General features: G+C 65.4%; 10 protein-coding genes. 8 read left to right on the top strand and 2 right to left on the bottom strand.

The genetic code is table 11. The features are described 5' to 3' along the window. Positions 1 to 43 precede the first annotated feature (43 nt). Positions 44 to 14,743 carry an SPM autocatalytic domain-containing protein gene (locus tag RQP53_RS06050; RefSeq protein ID WP_315649331.1) on the bottom strand — a complete coding sequence of 4,900 codons (14,700 nt, stop codon included), beginning with the start codon at positions 14,741 to 14,743 and terminating at the stop codon, positions 44 to 46. 669 nt (positions 14,744 to 15,412) lie between these two features. Here RQP53_RS06050 and rfbF point away from each other — a divergent pair. The 8 genes from rfbF to RQP53_RS06010 are packed head-to-tail and all read left to right on the top strand — an operon-like array spanning position 15,413 to position 22,217. Continuing rightward, the gene (gene rfbF, locus RQP53_RS06045; protein ID WP_315649330.1) at positions 15,413 to 16,180 is read left to right on the top strand and encodes a glucose-1-phosphate cytidylyltransferase; all 768 of its coding nucleotides are present in this window, start codon (positions 15,413 to 15,415) and stop codon (positions 16,178 to 16,180) included. A 14-nt stretch (positions 16,181 to 16,194) separates the two neighbouring features. Next, positions 16,195 to 17,289, top strand: coding sequence for a CDP-glucose 4,6-dehydratase (gene rfbG, locus RQP53_RS06040; RefSeq protein ID WP_315649329.1), 1,095 nt, complete (start codon positions 16,195 to 16,197; stop codon positions 17,287 to 17,289). Continuing rightward, entirely contained in the window at positions 17,286 to 17,837 is a 552-nt protein-coding gene (locus tag RQP53_RS06035) for a dTDP-4-dehydrorhamnose 3,5-epimerase family protein (protein WP_315649328.1), read from the top strand. Before rfbG ends, RQP53_RS06035 begins: the two co-directional genes overlap by 4 nt. Beyond that, positions 17,834 to 19,057 (top strand): class I SAM-dependent methyltransferase, encoded by a 1,224-nt coding sequence (locus RQP53_RS06030; RefSeq protein ID WP_315649327.1) that lies wholly within the window; start codon positions 17,834 to 17,836, stop codon positions 19,055 to 19,057. Before RQP53_RS06035 ends, RQP53_RS06030 begins: the two co-directional genes overlap by 4 nt. Before the next feature lie 7 nt (positions 19,058 to 19,064). Then, positions 19,065 to 19,883, top strand: a complete 819-nt coding sequence (locus RQP53_RS06025) for an NAD-dependent epimerase/dehydratase family protein (RefSeq protein WP_315649326.1) — start codon at positions 19,065 to 19,067, stop codon at positions 19,881 to 19,883. Continuing rightward, a complete protein-coding gene (locus tag RQP53_RS06020) occupies positions 19,880 to 20,632 on the top strand; it encodes a cephalosporin hydroxylase family protein (RefSeq protein WP_315649325.1) in 753 nt (250 codons plus the stop codon). The genes RQP53_RS06025 and RQP53_RS06020 overlap by 4 nt, the downstream gene beginning before the upstream one ends. A gap of 43 nt (positions 20,633 to 20,675) precedes the next feature. Then, the gene (locus RQP53_RS06015; protein ID WP_315649324.1) at positions 20,676 to 21,683 is read left to right on the top strand and encodes a glycosyltransferase family 2 protein; all 1,008 of its coding nucleotides are present in this window, start codon (positions 20,676 to 20,678) and stop codon (positions 21,681 to 21,683) included. A gap of 27 nt (positions 21,684 to 21,710) precedes the next feature. Then, complete coding sequence (locus tag RQP53_RS06010; RefSeq protein ID WP_315649323.1) at positions 21,711 to 22,217, top strand: acyltransferase; 507 nt, start codon at positions 21,711 to 21,713, stop codon at positions 22,215 to 22,217. Here the strand turns inward: RQP53_RS06010 and RQP53_RS06005 are convergent. Beyond that, positions 22,192 to 22,866 (bottom strand): GntR family transcriptional regulator, encoded by a 675-nt coding sequence (locus RQP53_RS06005; RefSeq protein ID WP_315649879.1) that lies wholly within the window; start codon positions 22,864 to 22,866, stop codon positions 22,192 to 22,194. The genes RQP53_RS06010 and RQP53_RS06005 overlap by 26 nt on opposite strands. Between the last annotated feature and the right edge of the window lie 190 nt (positions 22,867 to 23,056).

The raw sequence follows: 23,056 nt of genomic DNA, 5'->3' as shown, positions 1-23,056 counted from the left end.
CACGGGCCTTCCTGGACCCCACGCCGTTGGCGCAGGGTGGGGCTTAGATCAGCGGTGTAGCGCGGTTCTCATCGTCGTCGTGCCGCTTGATGAAGCCGAGGTGAACCAGCGGGTTATCCAGGTGCGGCGTGCTGCCATCGACCGGCGTCAGATGCGCATGGGGCTGCGCATCGTTGCCTGCGGTGGCACTGCCGGCCAGGATATTGCCCTGCGGCCCGGCCAGCACATCATGGATGCTGACCTTCAGCTCCTGATGCGCCGCCTCCTCGGTCTGCGCCGGTTTGACGTCCTTGGCGAACCAGACGTCGGCCATCTGATGCGTCTGCCCATCGGCCGTCTTGTAGCCGGACACCAGACCGATCACGTTGCCATGGTCGACGGTGCTGCTGGCCTGGGCGCTCAGGTCGAGCTCGGTGATGCCGAGTTCGTCCAGGCTCTTCAGCTCGCCATCCTCGGTCTTGCCGTCGTGGTTCTTGTCAACCCAGACCTGCAGTTCCTTCCAGTGGCTGTCGTGGGCGTCGATCTTGCCGTCGCTGTTGCTGTCCTCCTGGCCCAGGGCGGTGAAGCCGTCGGCACCCTTCTTGCCGTTGGCCAGCACCGTACCGGCGCCGAACAGCTCGCTACCGTCGTTGACCTTGCCGTCGTGGTTGCGATCCATCACCAGCAGGCCATCGCCGCCACCGGTCCAGCCCCACTTGTTCGTCTGTCCGTTGCCGAGCAGATCGAAGTTGACGCCATTGGCCGCCGCCGTGGTGTTGATGCCATTGCCGTCGAGGTCGAGCATCAGCGGCGTGGCCAGGAACATCGCGGCACGCTGATCGTCGTTCATCGCCGCCGTCTGGTCAGTCGTGAAGGCCAGCACCTGCGACATATTCATGTGCGCAATGTCGTTGGTCTCCAGGCCGAGGATCTGATCGGTGGTGAAGTTGTGGATCTGCTGCGTGGTCAGGCCATGAACCTGCAGCGTCGACAGCGCTGTGATGTCGTCAGAGCTGAATTGCAGCACCTGCGCTGTCGACATCACCGCGATCTGCGCCGAGGTCAGCGCGGCGACCTGCTGCACGCTGAAGTGCGCAATGTCGTCGGTCTGCAAGGCCTTGACGTGATCAGTGGTCAGCGCCGCGATCTGGCTGGTGCTGAAGGCACCCGTCTGGTCGGAGGTCAGCGCGGTCAGCTGATCGGTGCTCAGGGCCTTCAGCGCGGTGGTGCTGATCGCCGCGATCTGGTCAGAGCCGATGTGGCTGATGTCCGAAGTTTCGATGCCGGCGATCTGGGCGCTGTTCAGCGTTGCCACCTGGGCCACCGTGAGGGCGGAGATCTGATCGGAGTTGAACGCGGTCAGATCGGACGAGGTGATGCCACGGATCGCCGAGGTCGTCAGTGCGGCAATGTCCTCGGTGTCGATCTTGGACATCTGCAGCGTGTTGAACGCGTTGATCTGGGTCGAGGTCATCACACCGAACTGCGAGCTCGTCAGCGCCTTGAAGTCATCGGTCGCCATATTGCTCAGCTGTGTGCTGCTCAGGCCGCTGATCTGGACGTTGGTGATCGCCTGGATCTGATCGGTATTGAGCGCGTTCAGCTGCGCCGAGTTCAGCGCCCGCACCGCGAAGATGCTGAGCGACTGCAGGTCGTTGGTCTCGATCGCCGCCATCTCCTGGGTTGTCAAGCCGAGGATCTGCTGCGAAGTCATCGCCGCGTACTGGTCGGTCGTCATCGACTGAACATCGTCCGAACCGATCGCGGCGATTTGCGCCGAGGTCAGTGCGGCCACCTGGCTGCCGGTGAGCGAGACGATCTGATCCGAGCTCAGCGCCTTGATCTGATCACTGCTCATGTTGGCGATGGCCGAGCTGCTCAGCGCGCGCAGATCGTCGGTCTCCAGCTTGCTGACCTGGGTCGTCGTCAGCGAGACCGCTTGGAGCGTCGTCAGTGCACCGGCCTGGGCGACGGTCAGCGCGACGATCTCGTCGGTCGTCAGCGCCTTGATCTGGTCGCTGGTCAGCGCCTTGATGGCCGAGGTGCTCAGCGCCTGCAGATCGTCCGTGGTCATCTTGGAGATCTGCGTGGTGCCGATCGATGCCACCTGCGTGCTGGTCAGCGCCGGCAGCTGGTCGGTCGTCAGCGCGTTCAGCGCGTCGCTGCTGATGCTGGCGAGCTGCGTCGTCGTCAGGGCCGCGACCTGGCTGTTGCTCAGGGCACCGATCTGGTCGGACGTCAGGTTGTTGATCTGCGTGCTGGTCAGCGCCCGGATCGAGGCGGTGGACAGCGATTGCAGGTCATTGGTCTCCATCTTGTTCAGCTGCAGCGTCGTCAGCGCGGCGGCTTGGTTGGTCGTCAACGCGGCCACCTGGCTGCCTGTCAGTGCAACGATCTCATCGGTCGTCAGCGCCTTGATCTGATCGGTGGTGAAGGCGCGGATGCCGCTGGTCGTGATCGCCTGCAGATCGTCCGTCGTCATCTTGGTCAGCTGCGTCGTGCCGATGGCGGCAATCTGCGTGCTGGTCAGCGATGGCAGCTGGTCGGTCGTCAGCGCGTTGAGCGCGTCACTGGTCAGGTTCTTGATCTGATCGGTGTTCAGCGCTGCCACCTGGGCATTGGTCAGCTGGCCGATCTGGTCGGACGTCAGGTTGTTGACCTGGGTGCTGGTCAGCGCACGGATCGAGGTCGTGCTGAGCGCGCGCAGATCGTCACTCTCCATCTTGGTCAGCTGCAGCGTGGTCAGCGCGGCGGCCTGGCTGCTGGAGAGCGCGCCGGCCTGGGCGGCGGTCAGCGCCACGACCTCGTCGGTGGTCAGGGCACGGATCTGGTCGGTGGTCAGCGCGCGCAGTGCCGTCGTGCTCAGTGCGGCCAGATCAGCGGTTTCCATCTTGGCAATCTGCGTCGTGCCGATGGCTGCGACCTGGGTGCTGGTCAGTGACGGGATCTGGTCGGTCGTCAGCGCGTTCAGGTCATCGCTGTTCAGGCCGGCGATCTGCGTCGTCGTCAGCGAAGCGACCTGGGTGTTGGTCAACGCACCGATCTGGTCGGAGTTCAGCGCGGCCAGCTGCGTGGTTGTGAAGGCGCGCACCGCGGCCGTGGTCAGTGCCCGCAGATCGTCGGTGTCGAAGGCCGCCACCTGCGTGGTGTTGAAGCCAGCGATCTGGGCCGAGGTCAGCGCCGCGGCCTGGGCCACGGTCAGCGCCTTGATGCTGTCCGAGCTGAGACCGGCGAACTGGTTCGCCGGCGTTGTCGCCAGCGCCGCAATCTGCGCCGCCGTCAGGGCCGCCAGTTCGTCCGTCGTCAGCGCCTTGACCTGGTCGCTGTTCAGCCCCTTGATGGCGGTTGTCGTCAGCGCGGCCAGATCGGTGGTCTCCATCTTGGAGATCTGCGTGGTCGTGAACGCACCGGCCTGGGCGCTGGTCAGCGCGGCCGCCTGGGCGGCGGTCAGGGCCACCACTTCGTCGGTGGTCAGGGCCTTGATCTGGTCGGTGGTCAGCGCGCGCACCGCGGTCGTCGTCAGCGCGGCCAGGTCCGTGGTCTCCATCTTGGAGATCTGGGTCGTGCCGATGGCGGCAACCTGCGCCGAGTTCAGCGCCGGCATCTGATCGGTGGTCAGCGCGTTCAGAGCATCGCTGGTGATGCTGCTGAGCTGCGTGGTCGTCAGCGCGGCGACCTGGGCCGTGCTGAGCGCCCCGATCTGGTCGGACGAGAGGTTGTTGATCTGCGTGCTGCTCAGCGCGCGGATCGCCGTCGTCGTCAGTGCCTGGAGATCATTGGTCTCCATCTTGTTCAGCTGCAGCGTGGTCAGCGCGGCGGCCTGGGTGCTGCTCAGCGCCGCGGCCTGGGCAGCGGTCAGCGCGACGATCTCGTCGGTGGTCAGGGCCTTGATCTGGTCGCTGGTCAGCGCGCGCAGGGTGGTCGTGCCCAGTGCGGCCAGGTCGGCCGTTTCCATCTTGGAGATCTGCGTCGTGCCGATGGCCGAGACCTGGGCGCTGGTCAGCGCCGGCATCTGGTCAGTCGTCAGCGCGTTCAACGCATCGCTGGTGATGCTGGACAGCTGGGTCGTCGTCAGGGCGGCGACCTGGCCGTTCGTCAGCACACCGATCTGATCGGACGTCAGGTTGTTGATCTGCGTACTGGACAGCGCACGGATGGCCGTGGTGGTCAACGATTGCAGATCGCCGGTTTCCATCTTGTTCAGCTGCAGCGTGGTGAGCGCGGCGGCCTGGGTGCTGGAGAGGGCGGCGACCTGGGCGGCTGTCAGCGCCACGACCTCGTCGGTGGTCAAGGCACGGATCTGATCGGTGGTCAATGCGCGGGTTGCCGTTGTCGTCAGCGCGGCGACGTCGTCCGTCGTCATCTTCGAGATCTGCGTCGTGCCGATGGCGGCGACCTGGGCACTGGTCAGCGACGGGATCTGGTCGGTGGTCAGCGCGTTCAGATCATCACTGTTCAGGCCGTTGATCTGTGTCGTGCTCAGCGAGCCGACCTGTGCATTCGTCAGTGCACCGATCTGGTCGGAGTTCAGCGCCGCCAACTGGGTGCTGTTGAAGCCGCGCAGAGCCAGTGTCGTCAATGCCCGCAGATCGTCGGTGTCGAAGGCGGCCACCTGGGTCGTGTTCAGACCGGCCAGCTGGGCCGAGTTGAGCGCAGCGGCCTGGGCCACCGTCAGCGCCTTGATTGCATCCGAACTCAGACCGGCCAGCTGGTTGGCCGGCGAGGTTGACAGATTGCCGATCTGGGCCGAGGTCAGGGCAGCGAGCTGATCGGTGCTCATCGCCTTGATCTGGTCGCTGCTGAAGCCCTTGACGGCCGTGGTCGTCATCGAGGCGAGGTCGGTCGTCTCCATCTTGGAGACCTGGGTCGTGGTCATCGCACCGGCCTGGGCACTGGTCAGCGCGGCGGCCTGCGCAGCGGTCAGCGCGACCACCTCATCGGTGGTGAGTGCCTTGACCTGGTCCGTCGTCAGTGCGCGCACGGCGCTGGTCGACAGCGCGGCCAGATCGTCGGTCTCCATCTTGGAGATCTGTGTCGTGCCGATCACGGCCACCTGGGTCGAACTCAGCGCCGGCATCTGATCGGTCGTCAGGGCGTTGAGTGCCGTGCTGGTGATATTCGCCAGCTGGGTCGTCGTCAGCGCGCCGACCTGGCCATTGGTCATCACCGCAATCTGATCCGAGCTCAGGTTGTTGACCTGCGTGCTGGTCAGCGCGCGGACGGCCGTGGTCGTCAGCGCTTGCAGGTCATTGGTCTCCATCTTGTTCAGCTGCAGCGTGGTGAGCGCGGCGGCCTGCGTGCTGGTCAGTGCGGCAACCTGGGCGGCCGTCAGCGCCACGACTTCATCGGTGGTCAGCGCACGGATCTGGTCGGTCGTCAGTGCACGGACGCCAGACGTCGTCAGCGCCGCGACATCGTCCGTGTCCATCTTGGCGATCTGCGTCGTGCCGATGGAGGCGATCTGTGCCGAGTTCAGCGACGGGATCTGGTCCGTGGTCAGCGCATTCAAGGCCGTGCTGGTGATGTTGGCCAGCTGCAAGGTGCTCAGAGCAGCAACCTGTGCATTGGTCAGCTGGCCGATCTCATCGGAGGTCAGGTTGTTGACCTGGGTGCTGGTCAGCGCACGGATGGCCGTGGTGGTCAGCGCACGCAGGTCGTCGCTTTCCATCTTGGTCAGCTGCAGCGTGGTGAGCGCAGCGGCCTGGGTGCTGGTCAGCGCGCCAGCCTGGGCCACGCTCAGCGCGACGACCTCGTCGGTGGTCAGCGCACGGATCTGGTCGGTCGTCAGCGCGCGCAGCGCGTTGGTGCTGAGGGCCGCCAGATCGGTGGTGTCCATCTTGGAGATCTGCGTCGTGCCGATGGCCGAGACCTGGGCGCTGGTCAGCGCCGGCATTTGGTCAGTCGTCAGCGCGTTCAGCGCGTCGCTGGTGATGTTGGACAGCTGGGTCGTCGTCAGCGCGGCGACCTGGCCATTGCTCATCACCGCAATCTGATCCGAGCTCAGGTTGTTGATCTGCGTGCTGGACAGCGCACGGATGGCCGTGGTGGTCAGCGATTGCAGATCACCGGTCTCCATCTTGTTCAGCTGCAGCGTGGTGAGCGCGGCGGCCTGGGTGCTGGAGAGGGCGGCGACCTGGGCGGCCGTCAGCGCCACGATCTCGTCGGTGGTCAGGGCACGGATCTGGTCGGTGGTCAGCGCACGAACGGCGGTCGTCGTCAGCGCGGCGACGTCGTCCGTCGTCATCTTCGAGATCTGGGTCGTGCCGATGGCGGCGACCTGGGCGCTGGTCAGCGACGGGATCTGGTCGGTCGTCAGCGCGTTCAGGTCATCGCTGTTGAGTCCGGCCACCTGGGTCGTCGTCAGGCCGGCGACCTGCGCATTGGTCAGCGCGCCGACCTGGTCGGAGTTCAGCGCGGCCAGCTGTGTGGTGTTGAAGCCGCGGATGGCCAGCGTGGTCAGGGCACGCAGATCGTCGGTGTCAAAGGCCGCGACCTGGGTGGTCGACAGGCCGGCCAGCTGGGCGCTGGTCAGCGCGGCGGCCTGGGCCACCGTCAGCGCCTTGATGCCATCCGAGGTGAGGCCGGCCAGCTGGTTGGCCGGGTTGGTCGACAGGTTGCCAACCTGGGAGACCGTCAGCGCGGCGAGCTGATCGGTGCTCATCGCCTTGATCTGGTCGCTGCTGAAGCCCTTGACGGCCGTGGTCGTCATCGAGGCGAGGTCGGTCGTCTCGATCTTGGAGACCTGGGTGGTCGTCATTGCGCCGGCCTGGGCGCTGGTCAGCGCGGCGGCCTGGGCGGCGGTCAGGGCGACGATCTCATCGGTCGTCAGCGCCTTGACCTGGTCGGTCGTCAGCGCGCGCACGGCACCGGTCGACAGCGCGGCGATATCGTCGGTCTCCATCTTGGAGATCTGCGTGGTGCTGATTGCGGCGACCTGGGCCGAGTTCAGCGCCGGCATCTGGTCAGTGGTCAGCGCGTTGAGTGCCGTGCTGGTGATATTGGCCAGCTGGGTCGTTGTCAGTGCACCGACCTGGCCATTGGTCATCACCGCAATCTGATCCGAGCTCAGGTTGTTGACCTGCGTGCTGGTCAGCGCACGGATTGCCGTGCTGGTCAAGGATTGGAGATCGTTGGTCTCCATCTTGTTCAGCTGCAGCGTGGTCAGCGCGGCGGCCTGGGTGCTGGAGAGCGCGGCAACCTGGGCGGCGGTCAGCGCGACGATCTCGTCGGTGGTCAGTGCCTTGATCTGGTCCGTCGTCAGCGCACGGACGGCCGTGGTCGAGAGCGCCTGCAGATCATCGGTGTCCATCTTCGAGATCTGCGTCGTGCCGATCGCGGCCACCTGCGCCGAGTTCAGCGACGGGACCTGATCGGTCGTCAGCGCGTTCAGCGCAGTGCTGGTGATGTTGGCCAGCTGCGTCGTTGTCAACGCGGCGACCTGGGCATTGGTCAGCTGGCCGATCTCGTCGGAGGTCAGGTTGTTGACCTGGGTGCTGGTCAGCGCACGGATGGCCGTGGTGGTCAGCGCGCGCAGATCGTCACTCTCCATCTTGCTCAGTTGCAAGGTGGTCAAGGCAGCGGCCTGGGTGCTGGAGATCGCGGCGGCCTGCGCGGCCGTCAGCGCGACGATTTCGTCGGTCGTCAGCGCCTTGATCTGGTCGGTGGTCAGCGAACGGATGCCGCTGGTCGTGATTGCCTGCAGATCGTCGGTCGTCATCTTGGTCAGCTGCGTCGTGCCGATGGCGGCAATCTGCGTGCTGGTCAAGGACGGGATCTGATCGGTCGTCAGCGCATTCAGCGCGTCGCTGGTCAGGTTGGCGATCTGGTTGGTGTTCAGCGCCGCGACCTGCGCATTGGTCAGCTGGCCGATCTCGTCCGAGGTCAGGTTGTTGACCTGGGTGCTGGACAGCGCGCGGATGGCCGTGGTGGTCAGCGCACGCAGGTCGTCGCTTTCCATCTTGGTCAGCTGCAGCGTCGTCAATGCAGCGGCCTGGGTGCTGGAAAGTGCAGCGGCCTGGGCAGCGCTCAGCGCGACGACTTCGTCGGTGGTCAGTGCCTTGATCTGGTCGGTGGTCAGCGCACGGACGGCCGAGGTACTCAGTGCGGCGATGTCGTCCGTCGTCATCTTGGACAGCTGGGTCGTGCCGATGGCGGCGACCTGGGCGCTGGTCAGCGACGGGATCTGGTCGGTCGTCAGCGCGTTCAGGTCATCGCTGTTGAGGCCGGCCACCTGGGTCGTCGTCAGGCCGGCGACCTGCGCATTGGTCAGTGCGCCCACCTGGTCGGAGTTCAGCGCGGCCAGCTGTGTGGTGTTGAAGCCGCGGATGGCCAGCGTGGTCAGGGCACGCAGATCGTCGGTGTCAAAGGCCGCGACCTGGGTGGTCGACAGGCCGGCCAGCTGGGCGCTGGTCAGCGCGGCGGCCTGGGCCACCGTCAGCGCCTTGATGCCATCCGAGGTGAGGCCGGCCAGCTGGTTGGCCGGGTTGGTCGACAGGTTGCCAACCTGGGAGACCGTCAGCGCGGCGAGCTGATCGGTGCTCATCGCCTTGATCTGGTCGCTGCTGAAGCCCTTGACGGCCGTGGTCGTCATCGAGGCGAGGTCGACGGTTTCCATCTTGGAAACCTGGGTGGTCGTCATCGCACCGGCCTGGGCGCTGGTCAGCGCGGCGGCCTGGGCGGCGGTCAGGGCGACGATCTCATCGGTCGTCAGCGCCTTGACCTGATCGGTGGTCAGCGCACGGACGTCGGAGGTCGTCAGTGCGGCCAGATCGTCGGTCTCCATCTTGGAGATCTGCGTCGTGCCGATGGCGGCAACCTGGTTGCTGGTCAGCGCCGGAACCTGGTCGGTCGTCAAGGCGTTGAGCGCCGTGCTGGTGATATTGGCCAGCTGGGTCGTCGTCAGTGCGGCCACCTGCGCATTCGTCAACGCGGCGATCTGGTCGGATGAGAGGTTGTTGATCTGCGTGCTGGTCAGCGCGCGAATCGCCGTCGTGGTGAGCGCACGCAGATCGTCGCTCTCCATCTTGTTGAGCTGCAGCGTGGTCAGGGCAGCGGCCTGTGTGCTGGTCAGCGCAGCGGCCTGGGTGCCACTGAGTGCGACCACCTCGTCGGTCGTCAGGGCGCGGATCTGATCGGTCGTCAGCGCGCGGACGGCGTTGGTGGACAGCGCGGCGATGTCGTCGGTCTCCATCTTGGAGATCTGCGTCGTGCCGATCGCGGCCACCTGGGCCGAGTTCAGCGACGGGACCTGATCGGTCGTCAGAGCGTTCAGCGCCGTGCTGGTGATGTTGGCCAGCTGCGTGGTCGTCAGGGCGCCGACCTGGGCATTGCTCAGGGCGACGATCTGATCGGACGTCAGGTTGTTGATCTGCGTGCTGGTCAGCGCGCGAATCGCCGTGCTGCTCAAGGCCTGGAGGTCATTGGTCTCCATCTTGTTGAGCTGCAGCGTCGTCAGGGCGGCCGCCTGGGCGCTGTTGAGCGCGCCCACTTGGGCAGCGGTCAGTGCGACGATCTCGTCTGTCGTCAGTGCCTTGACCTGGTCGGTCGTCAGCGCGCGTACGGCCGAGGTCGTCAGCGCTTGCAGATCATCCGTTTCCATCTTGGAGATCTGCGTGGTGCCGATCGCGGCCACCTGGGCCGAGTTCAGCGACGGCACCTGGTCGGTCGTCAGTGCGTTCAGCGCGGTGCTGGTGATGTTGGACAGTTGCAGCGTCGACAGCGCGCCGACCTGGCTGTTCGACAGCGCAGCGATCTGGTCGGAGCTCAGGTTGTTGATCTGCGAGCTGGTCAGTGCGCGGATGGCGGTGCTGGTCAAGGACTGGAGATCGTTGGTCTCCATCTTGTTCAGCTGCAGCGTGGTCAGCGCGGCGGCCTGCGAGGTCGTCAGTGCGGCGACCTGCGTGCCGGTCAGCGCGACGATTTCGTCGGTCGTCAGCGCCTTGATCTGGTCGGTGGTCAGGGCGCGGATGCCACTGCTGGTGATCGCCTGCAGATCATCGGTCGTCATCTTGGTCAGCTGCGTCGTGCCGATGGCGGCAATCTGCGTGCTGGTCAGGGACGGGATCTGATCGGTCGTCAGCGCGTTCAGCGCGTCGCTGGTCAGGTTGGCGATCTGCGTCGTGGTCAGCGCCGCGACCTGCGCATTGGTCAGCTGGCCGATCTCGTCCGAGGTCAGGTTGTTGACCTGGGTGCTGGACAGCGCGCGGATGGCCGTGGTGGTCAGCGCGCGCAGGTCGTCGCTCTCCATCTTGGTCAGCTGCAGCGTCGTCAATGCAGCGGCCTGGGTGCTGGAAAGTGCAGCGGCCTGGGCAGCGCTCAGCGCGACGACTTCGTCGGTGGTCAGCGCCTTGATCTGGTCGGTGGTCAGCGCACGGACGGCCGAGGTGCTCAGTGCGGCGATGTCGTCCGTCGTCATCTTGGACAGCTGGGTCGTGCCGATGGCGGCGACCTGGGCGCTGGTCAGCGACGGGATCTGGTCGGTCGTCAGCGCGTTCAGGTCATCGCTGTTGAGTCCGGCCACCTGGGTCGTCGTCAGGCCGGCGACCTGCGCATTGGTCAGTGCGCCGATCTGGTCGGAGTTCAGCGCGGCCAGCTGCGTGGTGTTGAAGCCGCGCAGGGCCGTGGTGGTCAGCGCGCGCAGATCGTCGGTATCAAAGGCCGCGACCTGGGTGGTCGTGAGACCAGCCAGCTGGGCAGAAGTCAGCGCGGCAGCCTGGGTGACGGTCAGCGCCTTGATGGCATCGGAACTCAGGCCAGCCAGCTGGTTCGCCGGCGTCGTGACCAGCGAGCCGACCTGGGCGGCCGTCAGCGCGGCCAGCTGGTCGGTGCTCATCGCCTTGACCTGGTCGCTGCTGAAGCCCTTGATGGCCGTGGTGGTCATCGAGGCCAGGTCCTGGGTCTCCATCTTCGAGACCTGGGTGGTCGTCATCGCGCCGGCCTGGGCGCTGGTCAGCGCGGCGGCCTGGGCAGCGGTCAGCGCGACGATCTCATCGGTCGTCAGCGCCTTGACCTGGTCGGTGGTCAGTGCGCGCACGGCTGTGGTCGTCAGCGCGGCCAGATCGTCGGTCTCCATCTTGGAGATCTGCGTGGTGCTGATGGCGGCGACCTGGTTGCTGGTCAGCGCCGGCATCTGATCGGTGGTCAGCGCGTTCAGCGCCGTGCTGGTGATATTGGCCAGCTGGGTGGTCGTCAGTGCGCCGACCTGGGCGTTCGTCAGCACCGCGATCTGATCGGAGCTGAGGTTGTTGATCTGGCTGCTGGTCAGCGCGCGCACCGAGGCGCTGCTGAGCGACTGGAGATCATTGGTCTCCATCTTGTTCAGCTGCAGCGTCGTCAGCGCAGCGGCCTGCGTGCTGGTGAGCGCACCGACCTGGCCGCCGGTCAGCGCGACGATCTCGTCGGTCGTCAGCGCCTTGACCTGGTCGGTGGTGAGCGCGCGGATACCGCTGGTCGTGATCGCCTGCAGATCGTCCGTCGTCATCTTGGTCAGCTGCGTCGTGCCGATGGCGGCAATCTGCGTGCTGGTCAGTGAGGGCAGCTGGTCGGTCGTCAGTGCGTTCAGCGCGTCGCTGGTCAGATTGGCGATCTGCGTCGTGGTCAGCGCGGCGACCTGGGCATTGGTCAGCTGGCCGATTTCGTCCGAGGTCAGGTTGTTGACCTGGGTGCTGGTCAGGGCGCGGATGGCCGTGGTGGTCAGCGCGCGCAGATCGTCGCTTTCCATCTTGCTCAGCTGCAAGGTGGTCAGCGCGGCGGCCTGGGTACTGGTCAGTGCGCCGGCCTGGGCGGCCGTCAGCGCGACGATCTCGTCGGTGGTCAGTGCCTTGACCTGGTCGGTGGTGAGCGCGCGGACGCCGCTGGTCGTGATCGCCTGCAGATCGTCCGTCGTCATCTTGGTCAGCTGCGTTGTGCCGATGGCGGCAATCTGCGTGCTGGTCAGGGACGGAATCTGGTCGGTCGTCAGCGCGTTCAACGCGTCGCTGGTCAGGTTCTTGATCTGATCGGTGTTCAGCGCGGCGACCTGGGCATTGGTCAGCTGGCCGATCTCATCGGAGGTCAGGTTGTTGACCTGGGTGCTGGTCAGCGCGCGGATGGCGGTGGTGGTCAGTGCGCGCAAATCGTCGCTTTCCATCTTGCTCAGCTGCAAGGTGGTCAGCGCGGCGGCCTGCGTGCTGGTGATGGCCGCGGCCTGGGCGGCCGTCAGCGCGACGATCTCGTCGGTGGTCAGTGCCTTGACCTGGTCGGTGGTCAGGGCGCGGATGCCGCTGGTCGTGATCGCCTGCAGGTCATCGGTGGTCATCTTGGTCAGCTGCGTCGTGCCAATGGCAGCGATTTGCGTGCTGGTCAAGGACGGAATCTGGTCGGTCGTCAGCGCGTTCAGCGCGTCACTGGTCAGGTTCTTGATCTGATCGGTGTTCAGCGCGGCGACCTGGGCATTGCTCAGCTGGCCGATCTCGTCGGACGTCAGGTTGTTGACCTGGGTGCTGGTCAGCGCGCGGATGGCCGTGGTGGTCAGCGCACGCAGATCGTCGCTTTCCATCTTGGTCAGCTGCAGCGTGGTCAGGGCCGCGGCCTGTGTGCTGGAGAGTGCGGCGGCCTGGGCGGCCGTCAGCGCGACGATTTCATCGGTCGTCAATGCCTTGATCTGATCGGTCGTCAGCGCGCGGATGCCCGAAGTCGTCAGCGCGGCCAGATCGGCCGTCTCCATCTTGGACAGCTGCGTCGTGCCGATCGCGGCGACCTGGCTGCTGGTCAGCGCCGGCATCTGGTCGGTCGTCAGCGCGTTCAGCGCCGTGCTGGTGATATTGGCCAGCTGCGTGGTCGACAGGGCGGCAACCTGGGCGTTGGTCAACGCACCGATCTGGTCGCTGCTGAGATTGTTGATCTGCGTGCTGGTCAGCGCACGGATCGCCGTGGTGGTGAGCGCGCGCAGGTCGTCGCTCTCCATCTTGTTCAGCTGCAGCGTTGTCAGTGCGGAGGCCTGTGTGCTGCTCAAGGCCGCGGCCTGAACGGCCGTCAGTGCAACGATCTCGTCGGTCGTCAGCGCCTTGATCTGGTCGCTGGTCAGCGCGCGGATGCCGCTGGTGGTGATGGCCTGCAGGTCATCGGTATCCATCTTCGAGATCTGCGTCGTGCCGATGGACGCGATCTGCGCGGAGTTCAGCGAGGGCAGCTGATCGGTGGTCAGTGCATTCAGCGCCGTGCTGGTGATGTTGGAGAGCTGCGTGGTCGACAGCGCGGCGACCTGGGCATTGGTCAGCGCGCCGATCTGGTCGCTGCTCAGGTTGTTGATCTGGGTGCTGGTCAGCGCGCGGATGGCACTGGTGGCGAGCGCACGCAGATCGTCGCTCTCCATCTTGTTGAGCTGCAGCGTGGTCAATGCAGCGGCTTGCGTGCTGGTCAGTGCGGCGGCCTGGGCATTGGTCAGCGCGACGACCTCATCGGTGGTCAGCGCCTTGACCTGGTCGGTCGTCAGCGCGCGGATGCCGGTGGTGGTGATGGCCTGCAGGTCATCAGTCGTCATCTTGGTCAGCTGCGTCGTGCCAATCGAGGCAATCTGCGTGCTGGTCAGGGACGGGATCTGGTCGGTGGTCAGCGCGTTCAGCGCGTCCGAGGTGATGTTGGACAGTTGCAGCGTCGACAGCGCGGCGACCTGGGCATTGGTCAGCGCGCCAATCTGGTCGCTGCTCAGGTTGTTGACCTGGTTGCTGGCCAGCGCGCGGATGGCGCTGGTGGCCAGAGCGCGCAGGTCGTCGCTCTCCATCTTGTTGAGCTGCAGCGTGGTCAGGGCCGCCGCCTGGGTGCTGCTGATCGCCGCGGCTTGCGCATTCGTCAGCGCCACGACTTCATCGGTGGTCAGGGCCTTGATCTGGTCGGTGGTCAGGGCGCGGATGCCGCTGGTCGTGATCGCCTGCAGATCATCGGTGGTCATCTTGGACAGCTGCGTCGTGCCGATGGCGGCGATCTGGCTGCTGTTCATGGACGGGATCTGGTCCGTCGTCAGCGCGTTCAGCGCCGTGCTGCTCATATTGGCGATCTGCGTCGTGCTGATCGCCGCCACCTGGGCATTGGTCAGCAGCGCGATCTGATCGGAGCTCAGCGCATTGAACTGGGTGCTGGTCAGTGCACGGATGCCGGACGTGGTGAGCGCGCGCAGATCGTCGCTCTCCATCTTGTTCAGCTGCAGCGTCGTCAGCGAGGACACTTGCAGCGTCGTCAGCGCAGCGGCCTGGGCGGCCGTCAGGGCCACAACTTCATCGGTGGTCAGCGCCTTGATCTGGTCGCTGTTGAGGCCGCGAATCGCCGTGGTACTCAGCGCCGCGATGTCGTCGGTCTCCATCTTGGAGAGCTGCGTGGTGCTGATGGCGCCGACCTGGGCGCTGGTCAGCGAGGGCACCTGGGCGGTCGTCAGCGCATTCAGATCGGCGCTGTTCAGATTGGAAATCTGCAGCGTCGTCAGCGCGGCGACCTGCGAATTGGTCAGCGAGCCGATCTGATCGGAGTTCAAGGCCGCCAGCTGCGCCGAGTTCATCGCACGCAGCGCGCCGGTGTTGAAGGCCGCCACATCGGTGGTCTCAAACCAGCTGATCTGCGTGGTCGATAGCGAGTTGATCGCAAAGGTGCCCAGCGAGGTCACCTGCGTGGCCGTCAGTGCAGCAATCTGATCCGAGTTGAACGCGGCCCAGTCCTCGGTCGTCAGCTTCGACAGGGTGCTCGTCGGCAGGCCTGCGATTTGCGAGGGCGAGAAGGTTGTGATCAGAGAAGCCATTTGTATCTCACTCGGTTAATTGCTGGTCACGTCGGCGGCTTGGCCGGCGTCTGACACCTTCGCGTTCGTGGCCTGTGCCAGCTGCAACGCTCGGGGACCAAAAAACATGTGCTGTGCCGCAACCCTGAAACGCTTGGGGCCGGTCGCGAGGCCCAAATTCCATTGATGTCTCGCTGTGCCGGCCCCCGCGGGGCATGGACGGCACAGGCCGGACGAATACCTGCCTACATGAATCGTGTTTTCGGTGTGACTGCTTGAAACTTGAGCAAGCACAAGCCTGGGTGCGCGTGCGTGGCCCCCTTGGTCCCGGGGTGGGGGGCGATTGCGGTGGTCAGCGGTCATCAAGCAGCACCTGTTGCGGTAGGCAGGCGGTCAAAGCGGAGCCGCGAACGGCGCCCAAGACACAGCTTGAGCCAGCTTTGACCATGAGCTTGCGATGCTAGGGGGGAGGCCTTATCGGCAGTCGCCGCAAATACCTTAGCAATTCCTTGCTGTTTTTTGCTTGGCGGCTTGACGGCCCCGGCTCCAATCTGTGCTGTCAGCTGCAAAGCCGCGTCTGCGGCTGCCTGCGAGCCTCAGGAGTCGGGTGCAAACCCGGCCGGGCTAGCCGGGCGCCCACTTCTAAGATGCCAGGCAGCCGAGAACTTTGACTTCAGTGAGGAACATCAGATGAAGGTCGTCATTCTTGCCGGTGGACTGGGTACGCGGATCAGCGAGGAATCGCATTTGAAGCCCAAGCCCATGATCGAGATCGGCGGCAAGCCGATCCTGTGGCACATCATGAAGATGTATTCCCACTACGGCCTGAATGACTTCGTGATCTGCCTGGGCTACAAGGGCTATGTGATCAAGGAGTACTTCGCCAACTACTTCCTGCACATGTCCAATGTCACCTTCGACATGGCCAACAACAAGATGGAGGTACACCAGCACTACGCCGAGCCCTGGCGCGTGACGCTGGTCGACACCGGCCCGCACACGCTGACCGGCGGCCGCCTGAAGCGGGTGCGCGAGTACCTGGACGACGGCCCCTTCTGCTTCACCTACGGCGATGGTGTCAGCGATCTGAACATCGCCCGGCTGATCGATTTCCACAAAACCCATGGTCGCAAGGCCACCGTGACGGCGATCCAGCCCCCCGGCCGCTATGGCGCCCTGAACCTGGATGGCCACGCCGTGCAGAGCTTCCAGGAGAAGCCGGCCGGTGACGGCGCCTGGATTAACGGCGGCTTCTTCGTGCTGGAGCCCGGCGTCTTCGACCTGATCGAGGGCGACCAAACCTCCTGGGAGGGCCAGCCGCTGCAGGATCTGGCCGCCCAAGGCCAGCTGATGTCCTACCAGCATGCCGGCTTCTGGCAGGCGATGGACACGCTGCGCGACAAGACCCAGCTCGAGGAAGCCTGGCTGGGCAATCCGCCCTGGAAAGTCTGGGCATGAACGAGGCACGGGCGATGAGTGCTGCGACTGAAGCCTTCGGCGGCACCTTCCGCGGCCGCCGGGTGCTGCTGACCGGCCATACCGGCTTCAAGGGCAGCTGGCTGGCGCTGTGGCTGCAAGGCCTGGGCGCCGAGGTCCATGGCCTAGCGCTGGACCCGGACACCGAGCCCAGCCACTGGCAGCTGCTGGGCCTCGACATGCCCGACCACCGCATCGACCTGCGCGACGCGGCCGCGGTGGCGGCGCGGGTTAAGGCCATCAATCCCGAGTTGGTGCTGCACCTGGCCGCCCAGCCGCTGGTGCGCAAGTCCTATGCCCAGCCGCTGGAGACCTGGTCCACCAATGTGATGGGCACCGCCCATCTGCTGGACGCCTGCCGCCATGCCGAGGCGCTGCGGGCCATCCTGGTCGTCACCACCGACAAGTGCTACCAGAACCGCGAATGGTGCTGGGGTTATCGCGAAAACGATGCGCTGGGCGGGCATGACCCCTACAGCGCCTCCAAGGCGGCGACCGAGATCCTGGTCGCCAGCTACCGCGAATCCTTCTTCGGCAAGCCGGGCCAGCCGCTGCTGGCCACGGCGCGGGCCGGCAATGTGATCGGCGGTGGCGACTGGTCGGCCGACCGGCTGATCCCGGATCTGGTGCGGGCCCAGGACGCCGGCCAGGAGCTGCTGATCCGTGCACCGCGCTCGACCCGCCCCTGGCAGCATGTGCTGGAATCGCTGAGCGGCTATCTGCTGCTGGCCGAGCAGCTGCTGGCCGGCCGGGCCAGCGCCGCCAGCGCCTGGAATTTCGGCCCCGATGCCGCCGGCAACCGTTCGGTGCAGGAGGTGCTGACGCGCATGCAGGCCCACTGGCCGGCGCTGCGCTGGCAGGTTGATGCGACGGCCCAGGTTCACGAGGCCCAACTCTTGATGCTGGACAGCGCCCGCGCGCGCAGCGAACTGGGCTGGGAACCGATCTGGGCCCTGGATCAGGCCTTGGCCGCCACGGCCGCCTGGTATCAGGGCTGGCGCAGCCAGGGCGCCGACCTCAGCCAGCGTCAGCTGCAAGCCTATCTGGCCGATGCCCGCGCGCTCGGCCGCGCCTGGGCGGGCGGCGCATGAGACTGCTCGATACGCCGATCGCCGGTGTGCGGATCGCCGAGACCGACTACCGGCAGGACGCCCGCGGCGCCTTTGGCCGCCTGTTCTGCGAGCAGGCGCTGGCGCCAGCGCTGCAAGGCCGGCGCATCGTGCAGATCAATCACTCGCGCACCACCGACGTCGGCACCGTGCGCGGCATGCATCTGCAGCGCGGCAACGCCGCCGAGATGAAGCTGGTGCGCTGCCTGCGCGGCCGTGTGCTCGATGTGGCGCTGGACCTGCGCCACGGCTCGCCGACCTTCATGCGCTGGCATGCGGTCGAGCTGGACCCGCAAAACGCCCGGCTGATGATCATTCCCGAGGGTTGCGCCCATGGCTTCCAGGTGCTGGAGCCGGACAGCGAACTGCTCTACCTCCACACCGCCGCCTATGCCCCCGAGGCCGAGTTCGGCGTCCATTGCCAGGAGCCGCGCGCGGCCATCGCCTGGCCGCTGCCGGTGCGTGGCCTGTCGCCGCGCGACGCCGGACATCCTCCACTTTCCTCCGACTTTTCAGGGCTGACACCATGAAATGCAGGCACTGCCAGAACGCGCTGAGTCATGTCTTCCTGGACCTGGGCTATGCGCCACCCTCGAACGCCTACCTGAACGCCGCCGATCTGCACAAGCCGGAGGCGACCTATCCGCTGCGCCTCTTCGTCTGTGAGCAATGCTGGCTGGTGCAGACCGATGACTACACCGAGGCCGATGCGCTGTTCAACACCGAGTACGCCTATTTCTCGTCAACCTCCAGCTCCTGGCTGGCCCATGCCAAGCGCTATTGCGAGATGGTGACGGCACGGCTGGGCTTGAACGCCGGCAGCCAGGTGATCGAGCTGGCCTCCAACGATGGCTATCTGCTGAAGAACTTCGTCGCCGCCGGCATTCCCTGCCTGGGCATCGAGCCGACCGCCAGCACCGCCGCCGCCGCCGAGGCACTGGGCATTCCGGTGCTGCGCGAATTCTTTGGCGAGCAGCTGGGCAGCCGGCTGGCCGGGGAAGGGCGCCAGGCCGATCTGATCATCGGCAACAACGTCTATGCCCATGTGCCGGACATCAATGACTTCACGCTGGGCATGAAGCGCGCGCTGAAGGCCGGCGGCAGCATCACGCTGGAGTTCCCGCACCTGATGCGCCTGATCGAGCTGACCCAGTTCGACACCGTCTACCACGAGCATTTCTCCTACCTGTCGCTGACGGCGGTGCAAAGCGTGTTCGCCCGTGCCGGCCTGCGGGTTTGCGATGTCGAGGAGCTGCCCACCCACGGCGGCAGCCTGCGTGTCTGGGGCTGCCATGCCGACGACGCCCGTGCCGATGCGCCGGCGGTGGCCGCCATGCTGCAGCGTGAGCGTGACTTCGGCCTGAACACGCTGGCGCGCTACGAGCGCTTCCAGGCCAGCACCAATGAGCTGAAGAACAATCTGCTGCGCTTCCTGCTCGAGCAGCAGGCCGCCGGCAAAACGGTGGCCGCCTATGGCGCCGCCGCCAAGGGCATGACGCTGTTGAACTACGCCGGCGTCAAGCCCGATCTGCTGGCCTTCATCTGCGACGCCGCCGCCGCCAAGCAGCACAAGTACACGCCCGGCGGCCACATCCCCATCCTGCCGCCGCAGGCCCTGGCCGAACGCCGGCCCGACTACGTGATCATCCTGCCCTGGAATATTGCCGACGAGGTGCGTTCCAGCTACGCGCAGATCAGCGAATGGGGCGGGCGCTTTGTCGTTGCCAGCCCGGCGCTGAAAGTGCTGTGAGGCCCGGATGCGTGTGACGGTGATGGGCGCCGGCGGCTTCGTCGGCGCGCGCCTGGTGCAGCGTCTGCGCGAGCAGGGGCATGAGGTACTGGCCTGGCAGCGCGGCGCCGAGAGCGATTTTCTGCAGCCCATGGGCCATGTGGTCTATGCGGTGGGCCTGACGGCTGACTTTCGCAGCAAGCCGCTGGAGACGGTGGAGGCCCATGTCTGCCTCTTGAAGCGCCTGCTGGAGCACGGGCAGTTCGATTCGCTGACCTATCTGTCCAGCAGCCGCGTTTACGGGGCTGACGGCCCCAGCGACGAGTCGGCCAAGCTCAGCGTGGCGCCGGCCGATCCCAGCGATCTCTACAACCTCTCCAAGCTGATGGGCGAATCGCTGTGCCTGCACAGCGGCGGACCGCGGATGAAGATCGCGCGGCTGTCCAACGTCGTCGGCCTGCGTGCCGACCCGGACACCTTCATCGACCAGCTGCTGGACGAGGGCTGCCGCACGGGCCGCGTGCAGCTGCGCTCGGCGCTGGCCTCGGCCAAGGACTATGTGGCCCTGGACGATGCCGTGGCCATGCTGGCCGGCCTGGCGCTGGCCGACGCCAGCGGCATCTTCAATGTGTGCAGCGGCGAGGCGGTCAGCAATGGGCAGATCGTCGAGCTGCTGCAGCGCCATATGGGCTTTGCCTGCGAGGTCGCCGCGGGCGCTCCGGTGCTGGGCAGCGGGGCCGTAGATGCGGGCCGAATTCAGCGTTTTTTGGGCTTTAGTCCGCAACCCTTTGCGGTCTACTTCCCTGAGTTTCTAGCGGACTTCAAACAAGCCAAAGGGATGACATGAACTACCTCGAGACCACGCCTACCGCGCACCCTGAGTACCGCGACGAAAAGCATCAGCGCATCATGAAGCTGCACGACGATGCCGAGTTTCGTGCGCTGTCCAACGCCTGGCGCACCATGGCGCTCGAGCGCAAGTACATGAACAACTTCTCCTGGCTCGGCCGCCCGCTGATCCAGCTGCCGCAGGACGCGATGGCGATGCAGGAGATCATCTGGCAGGTCAAGCCCGATCTGATCATCGAGACCGGCATTGCCCATGGCGGTTCGCTGATCCTGTCGGCCTCGATGCTGCAGCTGATCGGCCACGGCGAGGTGCTGGGCGTGGACATCGAAATCCGCCCGCACAACCGCGCCGAGATCGAGGCCCATCCGCTGGGGCACCGCATCAAGATGATCGAGGGCTCCTCGATTGCGCCCGAGGTGGTGGCGCAGGTGCGCGCCGCCGCCCAGGGCAAGCAAAAGGTGCTGGTCTGCCTGGACTCCAACCACACCCATGAGCATGTGCTCGGCGAGCTCAATGCCTATGCCGATTTGGTGACGAGCGGCAGCTACTGCGTTGTGTTCGACACCTTTGTCGAGGACATGCCGGCCGAGACCGAATGGCCGGGCCGCTACTGGGGCAAGGGCAACAACCCGAAGACGGCAGTCTGGGAATACCTGAAGAGCCATCCCGAGTTCGAGATCGACCACTCGGTGGAAGACCGCCTGCTGGTCACTTCGGCGCCGGACGGCTTCCTGCGTCGCCGCTGAGCCGCCGCCGCCCTTCGATCAACGTCTTGCCAGGAATCGCGTCATGAGCAGCTCGCAGCCTACCGTCAGCATCGGTGTCCCGACCTACAACCGGCCTGACGGCGTGCTGCGCACCCTCAAGCAACTGGCGGCGCAGAACTACCAGAACCTGGAGATCGTCGTCTCCAACAACTGCTCGACCAACGAGATCGTTCGCCCGCTGCTGGACGAATGTGCACGCCGTGATCCGCGCATCAAGGTCACGCACCAGAGCGAGAACATCGGCCTGGTCAACAACTTCAAGTACGTGCTGGAGAAGTCGACCTCGGACTTCTTCATGTGGGCGGCCGACGACGATGAATGGGACCCGGACTTCGTCAAGGTCTGCGTTGAGACCCATCTGCAGCACAAGGTCGGCACGGTGATGACCGGTTTCTACCGCGACTTCCGCGCGCACAACCACAAGGGCGTGGCCAATCTGCCGCTGATGACCGGCGATGACCGCTTCGCCGATGTGATGGGCTTCTTCAACACCATGCCGCACAGCATGTTCTACGGTCTGCATCGCCGCTCGACCGTGCTGTGGTTTGCCGATCCGTCCAACACCACCGGCGACGACGAATACCTGCTGCTGCGCCAGATGCTGCTCAATGGCATCCGCACGGTGCCCGACCAGTTGCTCTACACCGCCGGTGTCGACGATGTGAAGTACAAGATCAAGCTGCCGCCCGAGGCCGCTGATCGCTATGTCTTCCAGTGCCGCCGGTTGATGCAGTTCGCCACGCTGCTGCTCGAAGCCAATCAGATCAACGATGCCCAGCGCCTCTTGATCATGCAGCGCATGATCGTCAACCGCCTGCACTTCGTGCTGGACTTCGAGGCCGAGATGCGCGAACCCAGCCAGTACGATCTGACCAAGGTGCTGTACCACTTCTTCTCGCAGCTGCGCCTGCCGAACATCAACCTCTACACCAAGGCCATGTTCGAGATCAATCAGGCCCAGGATGCCGCCGCTCAGGCCGCTGCCCAAGCCGCTGCCGCTGCGGCAGCCAGCACCCAGGCGCCGACCTGATCCACCGAATATTCATTTATCCAGCCCATGCTGATCATTGCCGAGAGCGCCAAGATTTCCCGTTTCGCCGATATCGAGGACTCGGTCCGCGGCTCCAAGATCATCATCGGCGAACGCGCCAGCATCGACTCCTTCGTCAAGATCAAGCCGGCCGGTGGCAGCGGTGATTGCGAGATCGGCGATGACACCGCGATCAATGTCGGCGTCGCCATCTACACCGGCAACGGCGTCAAGATCGGCGCCAAATGCCTGATCGCGGCCAACACGGTGATCTCGCCGGTGACCCACGCCTATATGAAGAAGGACGTGCCGATTCGCGAGCAAGGCTTCGTGCCGCCCGGCACGCTGTTCAATCCTCGGCCGGGCATCGTCATCGAGGACGATGTCTGGATCGGCGCCAACTGCACAATTCTGGAAGGGGCGCGCATCGGCCAGGGCGCTGTGGTGACCGCCGGCTCGGTGGTCAAGGGCGTGCTCGAGCCCTACGGCGTGTACGCCGGTTCGCCGCTCAAGCTGATTTCGCGCCGCCGCTGAGCTGCGCCGGCGCGCCGCGTGTGGCGGCCAGGCCGTTGGCGAAATGCCGGGCCATCAGACTGCGCGTGCGCTCGGCCTCACCGGCCATCAGCGCCTGCATCAGCTCGCGATGCTCCTGCAGCGATTCCTCCAGCCGGCCGCGCTTGAACAGCGAGTGGTGGCGGTTCAGCTTCATCACCCGGCGCAGATCGTTGACGATCTGCTGGCGCCAGCGATTGCCTTCCAGCGCGAGCAAGGCCATATGGAAGTCTTCGTTGGCGCGAAAGAAGGCGTCGTGCTGATCGATTTGCGCCTCCAGCTCTTGGTGCAAGGCCTGCAAGCGGGCCAGGGCGGCGGGCTCGGCCTGGGCTGCGACCCGGGCGGCAGCGTCGCTCTCCAGCAGTGAGAGCAGCTCGTAGGCCTCGCGCACATCCTGCTCTGACATCTCGGTCACATAGGCGCCGCGGCGCACCTTCATCGTCACCAGGCCTTCGGCGGCCAGCACCTTCAACGCCTCGCGCAGTGGCGTGCGGCTGATGCCCAGTTCGGCGCAGAGCTGCAGCTCGTCGATCCAGGCCCCCGGTTCCAGCTGGCGGCCAAAGATCTGCTGGCGCAGATGCTCGGCCACGTCCTCGTAGAGGGCGCGGCGGGTGAGGCTGGCCTGGGGCATGGCGTTCATCGGTAGACAGTGACGTGTGGCGGCGCGGGCGCTATGGTCGAGGGGCTGAGGCGTGCCGCTGCTGGGTAGGCATAGGTGAGATGCAAGGGTGAAAGCGGCAGCGGTCTGACGTCAGAGTGTAGTCATGTTTGCATTCATAATTATGAATGATTGACCGGCTATGATGGCAGGTCTGAAGGAG

The organism is Roseateles aquae, from assembly GCF_032337115.1.
Classification (GTDB): Bacteria; Pseudomonadota; Gammaproteobacteria; order Burkholderiales; family Burkholderiaceae_C; genus Roseateles_C; species Roseateles_C aquae.
Note: the sequence above shows the minus strand (reverse complement) of the source record. Positions and strands in the feature narration are given on the sequence as shown.

Bases quoted from the DNA above. Each gene is read 5' to 3' on its own strand.
- RQP53_RS06050 (WP_315649331.1), bottom strand. From the start codon at position 14,743: ATGGCTTCTCTGATCACAACCTTCTCGCCCTCGCAAATCGCAGGCCTG.
- rfbF (WP_315649330.1), top strand. From the start codon at position 15,413: ATGAAGGTCGTCATTCTTGCCGGTGGACTGGGTACGCGGATCAGCGAG.
- rfbG (WP_315649329.1), top strand. From the start codon at position 16,195: ATGAGTGCTGCGACTGAAGCCTTCGGCGGCACCTTCCGCGGCCGCCGG.
- RQP53_RS06035 (WP_315649328.1), top strand. From the start codon at position 17,286: ATGAGACTGCTCGATACGCCGATCGCCGGTGTGCGGATCGCCGAGACC.
- RQP53_RS06030 (WP_315649327.1), top strand. From the start codon at position 17,834: ATGAAATGCAGGCACTGCCAGAACGCGCTGAGTCATGTCTTCCTGGAC.
- RQP53_RS06025 (WP_315649326.1), top strand. From the start codon at position 19,065: ATGCGTGTGACGGTGATGGGCGCCGGCGGCTTCGTCGGCGCGCGCCTG.
- RQP53_RS06020 (WP_315649325.1), top strand. From the start codon at position 19,880: ATGAACTACCTCGAGACCACGCCTACCGCGCACCCTGAGTACCGCGAC.
- RQP53_RS06015 (WP_315649324.1), top strand. From the start codon at position 20,676: ATGAGCAGCTCGCAGCCTACCGTCAGCATCGGTGTCCCGACCTACAAC.
- RQP53_RS06010 (WP_315649323.1), top strand. From the start codon at position 21,711: ATGCTGATCATTGCCGAGAGCGCCAAGATTTCCCGTTTCGCCGATATC.
- RQP53_RS06005 (WP_315649879.1), bottom strand. From the start codon at position 22,866: ATGCCCCAGGCCAGCCTCACCCGCCGCGCCCTCTACGAGGACGTGGCC.